The sequence below is a fragment of the Ruegeria sp. AI2 genome, assembly GCF_056541275.1.
The window spans coordinates 1-1,628 of sequence record NZ_JBQFYB010000053.1; the positions used below are offsets into that span (position 1 = coordinate 1).

The 1,628-nt window shown below is 58.2% G+C and carries 2 protein-coding genes; both read right to left on the bottom strand.

Annotation, left to right across the window (positions count from 1 at the left end; genetic code table 11):
* A partial coding sequence (locus ACR0LL_RS21080) for an IS1182 family transposase (RefSeq protein ID WP_480448288.1) occupies positions 1 to 1,177 on the bottom strand: 1,177 nt, incomplete at its 3' end.
* Between the two features lie 151 nt (positions 1,178 to 1,328).
* Positions 1,329 to 1,628: transposase (locus ACR0LL_RS21085; RefSeq protein ID WP_480448290.1), on the bottom strand; the 300-nt coding region annotated here is incomplete at its 5' end.

Consider the following 1,628-nt stretch of genomic DNA (forward strand, 5'->3'; position numbering starts at 1 on the left):
CAATGTCTCGAGCCACCTGGCGGGCGTCTTCTGTTTCTTCGCGGCTGATCTTGCGGGCATCCGCGTTGGGGCAGCACTTGGTTTTCGATGGGCAGACCTGACAGACCTCTTTCAGAGCGCGATAGCGAGCGGTGCCCTTGCCCGTCGGACCGCGGTTGGGGTCTGAGTAGTTGCGGCGGAACTGCTTGAGGGCGTGACCTTCGGGACAGATGTATTGGTCATTCTCAGCATCCCATTCGAAGTCGGCGCGGGTCCAGGTGCCGTCATTGCGACCGGACTTGTCGAACACCGGGATATGCGGCGCAATCTTGCGATCAACCAGCCAGCCCAGAAGTGGGCCGGTGCCATAGGCGGTGTCCGCGATTAGTCTCTCCGGATGCAGATCGAACCGTTCCTTTACTCGGTTCAACATGGTCTTGGTCGATCCGACCTCAGCCTGACGGATTGATCTGGTGGCTTCGACGTCGATGATAACTCCGTGATCTGTATCGATCAGGTAGTTGTCGGAATAGCTAAAGAATGCAGGGCCTTTGCGGGCTGCGGTCCATTGGCTCGCCGGATCGGAATGCGATGTGAACTTGGGCTGAACCTCGCTGGCAGCGCCGAACGCAGCCTCGTCCAGCGTGTCGAGATACTCGCGGACGGCGCGGGGCGCGTCGGTCGGATCAACGGTTGAGGCGTCCCACTCTTCCTTCGGCGTTGAGTTCTGCTTGTTGGCATCGGCTTCGATCAAGCTTGCATCGATGGCCATACGCTGACCGCTGACGAGGCCTTCCTCAATGCTGTGTGCCACGGTCATCTCGAACAGGTAGCGCAGCAGTTCGCTTTCGCGGAACCGCCCATGCCGGTTCTTCGAGAATGTGGAATGATCCGGCACACGGTCGTTCAGATCGAGCCGACAGAACCACCGATAGGCTAGGTTCAGATGAACCTCTTCACAAAGCCGCCGCTCGGACCGGATCCCGAAGCAGTAGCCCACGAGTAGCATTCGGATAAGCAACTCGGGGTCAACCGAGGGGCGTCCAGTATGGCTGTAGAACTCCGCCAGATGCGACCGGATGCTGCCAAGATCGACGAACCGATCAATCGAGCGCAGCAGGTGATCTTGCGGGACATGATCTTCCAGCGAGAACTCGTAGAACAACGCCGCCTGCGCTTCCTGCCTCGGTCCCATCATCGCCAATTCCTCCCTACAGGACGAATTGAATCAGCGACTTACCACTCAATCAACCAAGAGTTTTTCAACGAAATACGCCGATTCTGTGGAAAAACAACGTGTTGCGGACGCAGAAAGTGGTGTGCTGAACCGAGCGCGAGTGCCTTTCTGATCAGGCTTTACGTGTTTGCTGCGGTGCGGGAAAGATCTTGGCCAGTTTGCGGAGGTTCTGGGCGGTGGCGGCGAGGAGGAATTCGTCGTTTGCGCCGCATGGGCCACGTAATCGGAGCCGACCCAGGCCGAGAATGCGTTTGAGGTGGGCGAAGAGCATTTCCACCTTCTTTCTGAGCTTCATTGAGATGTCGTACTGGCGGGTCTTGGCAATGTCTCGAGCCACCTGGCGGGCGTCTTCTGTTTCTTCGCGGCTGATCTTGCGGGCATCCGCGTTGGGGCAGCACTTGGTTTTCGATGG